This window comes from Mycobacterium sp. 852002-10029_SCH5224772 (assembly GCF_001667315.1).
Taxonomy (GTDB): domain Bacteria; phylum Actinomycetota; class Actinomycetes; order Mycobacteriales; family Mycobacteriaceae; genus Mycobacterium.
Window position 1 is genome coordinate 1 of record NZ_LZHT01000087.1, and the last position, 8,431, is coordinate 8,431.

Annotated in this window: 6 protein-coding genes and 1 pseudogene; 5 read left to right on the plus strand and 2 right to left on the minus strand. The window is 66.9% G+C overall.

The features are described from left to right. Window positions 1-162: pseudogene (locus A5775_RS24975) on the plus strand (MCE family protein); the annotation flags it as partial. 47 nt (window positions 163-209) lie between these two features. Here A5775_RS24975 and A5775_RS15840 read toward each other — a convergent pair. After that, complete coding sequence (locus tag A5775_RS15840) at window positions 210-1,127, minus strand: DMT family transporter (RefSeq protein WP_067254129.1); 918 nt, start codon at window positions 1,125-1,127, stop codon at window positions 210-212. Window positions 1,128-1,232: 105 nt separating this feature from the next. Beyond that, window positions 1,233-2,126, minus strand: coding sequence for an oxidoreductase (locus tag A5775_RS15845; RefSeq protein ID WP_067254132.1), 894 nt, complete (start codon window positions 2,124-2,126; stop codon window positions 1,233-1,235). Window positions 2,127-2,312: 186 nt separating this feature from the next. Between A5775_RS15845 and A5775_RS15850 the strand changes: the two genes are divergently transcribed. The 4 genes from A5775_RS15850 to A5775_RS15865 form a co-directional block, all read left to right on the plus strand. Continuing rightward, entirely contained in the window at window positions 2,313-3,344 is a 1,032-nt protein-coding gene (locus A5775_RS15850) for a diacylglycerol kinase family protein (RefSeq protein ID WP_067254136.1), read from the plus strand. A 437-nt stretch (window positions 3,345-3,781) separates the two neighbouring features. After that, window positions 3,782-7,048, plus strand: coding sequence for a thioester reductase domain-containing protein (locus A5775_RS15855; RefSeq protein WP_067254139.1), 3,267 nt, complete (start codon window positions 3,782-3,784; stop codon window positions 7,046-7,048). Window positions 7,049-7,074: 26 nt separating this feature from the next. Next, complete coding sequence (locus tag A5775_RS15860; protein ID WP_067254142.1) at window positions 7,075-7,983, plus strand: metal-dependent hydrolase; 909 nt, start codon at window positions 7,075-7,077, stop codon at window positions 7,981-7,983. Between the two features lie 17 nt (window positions 7,984-8,000). Further along, window positions 8,001-8,431, plus strand: a 431-nt coding sequence (locus A5775_RS15865) for an alpha/beta fold hydrolase (RefSeq protein ID WP_197512626.1), incomplete at its 3' end; no start/stop codon positions are given.

The window sequence follows — 8,431 nt, forward strand, 5'->3', positions numbered from 1 at the left end:
GGTTGCTGGCAGAAAATCACCCGGGATCTGTGGCCGGCACCGGAGTTGGTGATGGACACCGGTAACAGCCTTGCGCCCTACAACCACCTGGACACCGGATCGCCGTATGCGATCGAGTACGTCTGGGGCCGCCAGGTCGGCGACAACACCATCAACCCGTAGCACGCGAAAGCTTTGCCAGAGGCTGTGATTCGCGTGCCGCTCAGGCCTCAGGCTTGGTAGGCGGCCTTCGGCCGATCGGTGGGTTTCACGTCACGCCCTGCGCCGGCCGACATGGTGGCCGCCTCACCGCGAGCCAGGCCCACCGTCGCGACGATCACCACGACCGCCGTCACGGCGAGAGCAATCCACTCAAAGCCGCTGGCCGCCAACGTCTCGCCGAGTACGACGATCCCGAGGATCCCGCCCACCACGGGCTTGGCCACGATGATCGTCGGCAGGGAGGCGGTGAGCGCGCCGGCCCGATACGCCGATTGGTGATAGATCATGCCGGCCACCCCGCAGCCCACCAGCCCATAGAACTCGAACGAGTGCCACACCTGACCCGGGTGATGCCCGAGGATGTCGACGACGCCCTTCATCAGGACCGCGAACACCGCCAGCAGCGATCCGGCCACCGCCGCCAGCAGCACGGCCGCGGCCGGGCGGTCCACCCAGGCGCGGGCGCCCAGCAAGCCCAGCAGCAACAGCGGGCCGATCACCACGGCCACCACGAGCCACGTCTGCAGCGGCGCCCGCTGGTGACCGCCGGTCGGGTCCCCGATCGCGATGAGCACCGCCAATGCGACCGCCAGCAACAGCGCCCACGCCCACTCCCGCCGGGTGATCGGGTGATGGCTCATCCGCGCATAAATCGGCAGCGCGAACAGCAGCGCCGTCACCTGCAGCGACATCACCAGCAGCACCGAGCCCTTGTCGAGGGCGGCGGCCAGCAGCACGTAGCTGCCGATGTCGCCCAAACCGCCCAGCCACCACCGTTTATCGCGCAGCAACATGCCGAACAACGTCAGATGGCCCACCCGTTTGTCGGTGACCTCCTGCGCGGACCGCTGACGGACGACGTTGCCGATCGCGGATGCCAGCGCGGCGCACAGGGCAAGAATGCCCGCCAGATTCACGTCGGACATGGCATAACCTCCTCACCCTCATGCTTGCGCTCGAACTACCAATTTAAACGCGGCCCGGGTGACCGGCGCGCCCACGGTTGCCCGGCCGCCAACGAGGCGGTCCGATCAGAGCGGAAACGTGGTTCCGGTAAGCCGCTCGGAGAGCTCCCAGAGCGCGGCGGCGGTGCCCGCGCGCGTGGCCGGCCAGTTGCGCCACGTCGGCTGGGTGCGGCCGTACAGTCCGAACCGCGGGCCGACGAACGTGTTGCCCGGCAGATCCTGCGACACGGCATACAACGTCTGGCGGGCGCCGAAATCGGCATCGGTGGACACGATGCGATCGACCGCCAGGACCGCCGCGTCCCCCAGCCTGCGGCCAGAGTTGCCCTGCAGGTTCGTGTGCGACCAGCCCGGGTGGGCGGCCAGGGCGCGCAGCGACGTGGGAACGCCGTCCAGACGCCGCTGCAGCTCGCTGGTGAACAGCAGGTTGGCCAGCTTCGACTGGCTATAGGACAGCCAGGCCGAATACGGCCGCGACCGAAAGTTCAAGTCTTTGAGGCTGATATAGCCGAAGTGGTGCATCAGTGAGGACACCGTCACCACGCGATCGGTCAGCTTGGGCAACAGCAGGTTGGTCAACGCGAAATGACCGAGGTGGTTGGTGCCGATCTGGCCTTCGAAGCCGTCGACGGTCACCGCGTGTTTGGTGGCCATGATGCCGGCGTTGTTGACCAGGATGTCGACGGTGTCGATGCCCTCGGCGAAGTGCCGCACCGACGACAAGTCCTGTAGATCGAGCCGGCGCACGTCGACCCGACCGAATGCCGAGCCGGTTGTCTGTTCGGTCATGCGCGCGGCCGCGGCCTGCCCCTTGTCGGTGTTGCGGACGGCCAGGATGACGTGGCCACCGGCACGCACCAACTCGCGGGCGGTGATCTCACCCAGCCCGGCATTGGCCCCGGTGATGATGACGGTCCGTCCGGCGAACGAGGGCAGCTCCGCTGCGGTCCAATCGGCCATGGCAGACACCCTAACGACGTACCCGCCAAGCGCGCCGCTGGGCCGAGCGGCCGTGCGGCGGTGCTGAGGACGCGTTGCCCGCCCGGTGGCGCTCGCAGGTATCGTGCCTGGGATGACCAGCGACATCCCACCGGTGCGGGTAGCACGGCGCCGGTGTTTTGTCAGGTACGGGTTTGGGATCGCCGGATGTTTCTAGGCGTCATCGTCAATCCGAAAGCCCGGAAGAATCGCGCCGCTCCCCGCGAGCGCATCGACGAGCTGCGTCGCCTCGTCGGTCCGTGGGGCGAGGTGCACGAGACCGCATCCGTCGACGATCTCCGCGAAACCATCGCGGAGATCGGTCCCCGGGTCACCCACCTGGTCGGCGACGGCGGCGACGGCGCGCTGCACTGGTTGATCAACGAAACCGAGCGATGCATCGCGGACCCGGAGCGCTGGCCGGTGTTCGTCCCCTCCAATGGCGGCAGTGTGAACGCCGTGGCTCGCAAGGCCCGGGTGCGTGGCCGGCCGGAGACGATCATCCGCGCGTTGACGGCCGCCGCCGAGGCCGATCAGCCCCCGCCCGAGGTATGGCTGGACACGTTGGTGCTCGACGGCGAAACCGTCGACGGCGCGCCGTTCCACCGGCTCTGCTTCGGGCTGGCGGCCGGCGGCGTCGGCAACCGCTTCTACGACCGGTATTACGACTCCCCCGATCACGGTCGGTTGGCCGTCGCGCGGGTGATCGCCCGCAGCTTCGGCGACTACATCACCTCCAAGGTCGCGCCGAGTCGGGTCAAGACCCCGAACTACGCCTCGGTCTTGTTCACCCCGACGAGCGCCCGCGTGGTCATCGACGGCGACGAGGTTCCGTCGCGCACGCACAGCTTGCTGCACGCCGGCGCGATCGACCTGCGCATCGGCGGCCCCCTGCGGTTGTTCCCCAAAGCGTCCGAGCCCGGCGCGTTGCACTTTCAGGCCGGGTACCTGCGGCCCTCGCGGATCGTGTCGCAGCTTCCGATGGCGCTCACCAACGGCATGCTGCGCGGCAAGGGGCTGCGCGATGTCAACGGCCACGAGATGATCATCGAAGCCGAGGACGAGCCGCTGTCACCCATCATCGACGGGGAGCGCTTCCTCGGCATCGTGAAGCTGGTGGCCCGCGCGGGCCCGCGCATCCGCATCGCCCAGGTTGCGCCGTCGACCATCACCCGGGCGCGCAGCGCGACCGCGTCGTGACGCCTGCCGCTTCAGTGCCCGGCAATCCGCTTACGGTGTCTGGCGACGTTCGCGGAAGAGCCCGCTGAAGCCACATCTAGAATTGCTCTTTTTCCTTTGCGCATTGCCCGTTCGACCCGGCGGGTGAAAGAATGATTACCGGCCTCGCGGTGGATAGATGAATTGCGTGGATTAGTATATCCGTACATCAGTATCTGAGGAATCACGTGGACCAAACCCGCAGCTCGGCGACCACTGAAATACTGAAGTCCGTATCGTCGTAAATCAGCATTTGTGTAATTAATTCCGCCCCTTAAGTCATAGCTGTGAATGTGTTGTGGATCGCCAATTAATGCTGCTGAATGCTTTGCTCAGAACCGGCCGTCAGCGTTACATTGGTTTCATATTCAAGACGGAAGTCGTTCCCGGGCCGAGCCCGAATCTGGAAGGGGATCGCTATGACGGCGACGCTGATCGATTACCTGCACAAGTGGGAAGCGCTGAAGCCGGACCAGACCCTCTTCCGATTCGTCGATGTCGACAGGCGCGAACTGGAGCGCTACACCTACCAAAGTTTCGCCGAACGGACGCGCGAGTTGGCCGCCTACCTGTCGGCGGAAGCCGGACTGCGGCCCGGAGATCGGGCGCTGCTGGTCTACCCCCCGGGTCTGGAAATGGTCGCGGCATTCTTCGCCTGCGCGCGCATCGGCGTGATCGCAGTGCCCGTCAGCCCGCCATTGCCGATGGCGTTCGAAGCGGGGCTGGCCAAACTCAGCTTCATCGCGCGCGACAGCCAGGCCAAGGCGGTGCTGTCGACCAAGGAGCTTGAGCACACCTACAACCTGCTTGTCGGCGAGCGCGATGGCGGCCAGCCCTGGCCGGACAACCAACGACTTCCGGACCTGCCCTGGTTCGCAACAGATAGCACACGGGAATTCGGCGGCGCCCCCGTGGCGGACACGCCCGGCCCGGTGCTCTTCCTGCAGTACACCTCCGGTTCCACCAGCGACCCCAAGGGCGTGGTCGTCAGTCACGCCAACGTCATCGCCAACGCGTCGGCCTTCACGACCAGCGAAGTGGCGGTCAGCTGGCTTCCCCAGCACCACGACATGGGCCTGATCTCCGCCTACCTGTTCGTGCTGGTGATCGGCGGAACCACACACGGGATGTCGCCTGAGGACTTTCTCAAGCGGCCATCGGCCTGGCTGCGGCTCATCAGCGACGTGCGCGCCACCCAATCGCCGGCGCCGAACTTCGCCCTCGAGTACTGCCTGCGTGAGGACAAACTTCCCGCATCAGAGCTGGATGGGATCGACCTGAGCAGCCTGGACTCCATGGTCATCGGGGCGGAGCCACTGCGGGCCAAGACCTTCGCACGCTTCCGGGAACGCTTCGCTGCCTACGGTCTGCGGTCCGACGCGGTGACCGGCGCCTACGGCTTGGCGGAAAACACGCTGGGCGTCACCCTCCGGGGGCGCCAGACCCTGGCCGTGAATAAGCGGGCGCTGCAAGACAACGTGGTTCGGGTGGAAAAGGCCCTGCCCGAGAACAACAACCAGACCCCGCTGGTGAGCAGCGGCCAGCCCATCGCCGAAAGCGTCGTGCGCATCGTCGATCCGCAGACGAAGCAAGACCTGGGTGAGGGCCGGATCGGTGAGGTCTGGGTGGACGGCCCGTCGAAGGCGGGCGGCTATTGGCACCGCCCCGAGCTGAGCTCGGAGGTGTTCGCGGCCCGTATCGCAGGCGATGACGAACACACCTATCTGCGCACGGGTGATCTCGGCTTCCTGTACGAAGGCGAGCTGTTCGTCTGCGGGCGGACCAAGGACCTGATCATCATCCGGGGCGTCAACACCTACCCCTCGGACGTCGAGGCCGTCGCCGAGCGGTCGGCCGCGCAAATCCGCAACGGCTGCGTCGTCGCGTTCTCGGTCGAGCACGACGAGCAGGAAGCGCTGGTCCTGGTGGCCGAGGTGCGCGACGAACACGCGCTGCCGGACGCGAAAGCGCTGGCCCGGACGATTCGCAGGCACTGCCACATCGACCCGCACACGATCGCGTTTGTGCCGCCGCGCACCATTCCCAAGACCACCTCCGGGAAGGTCCGACGCGCGCAGACCCGCCAGCTCTGGCTGGACGGCACGCTGCCTGCGTTCACGACCTGGGTCAACCCTGCGGCCACCCGGACCCACGACGGCCCGGATGCCGGTGCCGGACCCCTGGAACGTTTTCGGCATCTGATGGAGAGCTACGACCTGAGCGGTGATGAGGACTGCTCCTTTGCCGATCTCGGCATCGACTCGCTGAGCCTGGCCGAGCTCCGTACCGACCTGCAGGGCCTCCTCGAGCAGCACGGCGCGGGCGAGCTCGCCGAAGAGGTCAACACGCGCCTGCTACAGCGGCTGACGGTGGCCGAATTCTTCGGGCTGATGCGGCAATTCGGCGAAGGGTCCGGGCAGCCGCTCGAGGCCCTGCGCCGGTCGCTTGCCGAGATTTCCGCCGAGTACGAGGTATACGAGGCCGCCCAGATGCGGGCCGACGCCGCGCTACCGCTGCCGGAGCTCGCGCCCGAGCGGCCGGGCGCGCCCACCGACATCCTGCTGACCGGCGCGACCGGATTCCTGGGGCCGTTCCTGGTGGGCAGCCTGCTCGCGCGGACGTCCTACACTGTGCACGCACTGGTGCGCGCCACGGACGCGGCGCACGGTCTGGACCGCATCGTCGCGTCGCTGCGCCGCGCTCAGCTCTGGACGCCGGCCCTCGAGGCCGAGGTCCGCGCGCGGGTGCGGGTGATCTGCGGTGACCTCGCCGAGCCCGCGCTGGGCATCGGGGAGGCGGCCTTCGGGCAACTGGCCGAGAACATCGACGCCGTCGTGCACAACGGGGCCCTGGTCAACTACGTCCGGACCTACGACGCGCTGCGGCCCGCCAACGTGGAGGGCACCCGCGAGCTGCTGCGGTTGGCGATGACCGCCCACCGCAAGACCTTCCACCTGGTCTCCAGCACCTTCATCTACGGCTGGAGCACCGAGCCGGTGGTCGGGGAGTGGGACGCCAACGAGAAGATGTCCGGCCTGGACTTCGGCTACTCGCAAACCAAGTGGGTCGGCGAGCAGCTGGCGCTGGCCGCACAGCGGCAGGGACTCGACGTCCGCATCTACCGGCCCTCGCTGATCTCTCCCACCCGGGCGGGCTTCGGTAGCCAGGACGACATCTTGGTGCGCCTCACGGCGTTCATGATCGAGCATGGTCTGGCCGTCAACGCGCTCAACCAGATCAGCCTGTTGCCGGCGGACCTGATCGCGGATCACATCGTCGCGCTGATGGACCTGCCGGATGAGCCGGGCGGCGCCGGGGCGCCGGTGTACAACATGACCGCGGACGACTACTACAACCTCACCGACATCACCCGGATCTTGTCCGAACGCTACGGGTATTGCTTTGAGTACCATGACATCTCGTCCTTCGCCGAGCAGCTGAACCGCCGGTGCACGCCGAGCGATCAGATGTATCCGCTGGTCGACTTCCTCACCCGGGCGACGGACAAGATCGCGGCGATGCGCGACAAGCGCTACGACAACACCCAGTACCGTCACCACCGGGAGCTGGCCAAGGTCGAATTGCGCGAGCCGGCCCTGACCGAAACGGTCGATCATCTCGTCCGGTTCTTGCGCAGCGAGCGTTTGATCACTGAGGTAGAGGACGAGGCGCAGCGCAGCGCCTGACTTGGCACGGAGAGGGGATGGCAACGATGTTCACCGTCGATGACATGGCAGCGGGTCCGCATGACGCCTCGCTCGATCACGAGCGCATCGTCCTGCAGGCGCGTGACGTCGACTTCGACTGGTCGACGCTGCCGTTCTATTACGTGCCGAATGAGCCCTTCACCACCCACTTCTGCAATGTGCTGCACCTGCTGCTGCCGGCGGGTGAGGAGTTCATCGTCGACGCGTTCAAGGACACCTTGCCGCTGATCAGAGACGATCAATTGCGGCGCGATGTGCAGGGATTCATCAGCCAGGAGGCCATGCACTCCCAGGCGCACGCGGGGGTGCTCGGGCACTTCGCGGCCAACGACATCGACGTCACGCCGTTCACCGACCAAATGCGTTGGCTGTTCAGCCAACTCATCGGTGACCGGCCGCGCTGGAGCCGGCGCCGACGGCAGAGCTGGTTGCTCGAGCGGGTGTCGATGGTGGCGGCGCTCGAGCACTACACCGCGATCCTGGGCGAATGGATTCTGGACACCCCGCAGCACGACGCCATGGGCACCGATCCGGTGATGCTGGACCTGCTGCGCTGGCACGGCGCGGAGGAGGTCGAGCACAAGGCGGTCGCATTCGACACGATGAAGCATCTGCGCGCCGGGTACTGGCGTCAGGTACGCACCCAGCTGCTGGTGACGCCGGCGTTGCTGTGGCTGTTCATCCGCGGCGTGCGATTCATGTACTCGGTCGACCCGTTCCTGCCACCGGGGACCAAACCGCGGTGGCGCGACTACTTCGGTGCGGCCCGAAGGGGTTTGGTGCCCGGCCCGTTCCAGTTCCTGCGGGTCATCGGCGCCTACTACACGCCGAGTTTCCATCCGTCCCAGCTGGGCGGGGTGGGACGCGCCGTCGACTACCTGGCCCGCTCGCCCGCCGCCCGCGCGTCGCACTGAACACGGAACGCTCGCCAATGACTCAGTCCAGCACCGTGATCGCCTCCGACGGGGTTTCCCTGGCGGTCCACACCTACACCGAGATCGACCGGCGGCGCCCGACGCTGGTGGCGATCCACGGTTACCCGGATAACCACCGCGTGTGGGATGGCGTTGCAGCCGAACTCGCCGACCGGTTCAACGTCGTGGCTTATGACGTGCGGGGGGCCGGCGAATCCTCCAGGCCGGCGGGGCGCTCGGCTTATGTTCTGCCCCAGCTGGTTTCCGATGCCGGAGCGGTGATCGACAGCCTCGGGGTGGGCCCGGTCCACCTGTTGGCCCACGACTGGGGTTCGATCCAGGGCTGGGCGGCGGTCACCGACGCCTCGGTGATGGGCAAGATCGCCTCGTTCACGTCGATCTCCGGGCCGCACCTGAATTATGCCGGCAGTTTCCTGCGGTCCCCGCG

Coding starts and splice junctions, on each gene's coding strand:
- A5775_RS15855 (WP_067254139.1), top strand. CDS start 3,782: ATGACGGCGACGCTGATCGATTACCTGCACAAGTGGGAAGCGCTGAAG.
- A5775_RS15860 (WP_067254142.1), top strand. CDS start 7,075: ATGTTCACCGTCGATGACATGGCAGCGGGTCCGCATGACGCCTCGCTC.
- A5775_RS15850 (WP_067254136.1), top strand. CDS start 2,313: ATGTTTCTAGGCGTCATCGTCAATCCGAAAGCCCGGAAGAATCGCGCC.
- A5775_RS15840 (WP_067254129.1), bottom strand. CDS start 1,127: ATGTCCGACGTGAATCTGGCGGGCATTCTTGCCCTGTGCGCCGCGCTG.
- A5775_RS15845 (WP_067254132.1), bottom strand. CDS start 2,126: ATGGCCGATTGGACCGCAGCGGAGCTGCCCTCGTTCGCCGGACGGACC.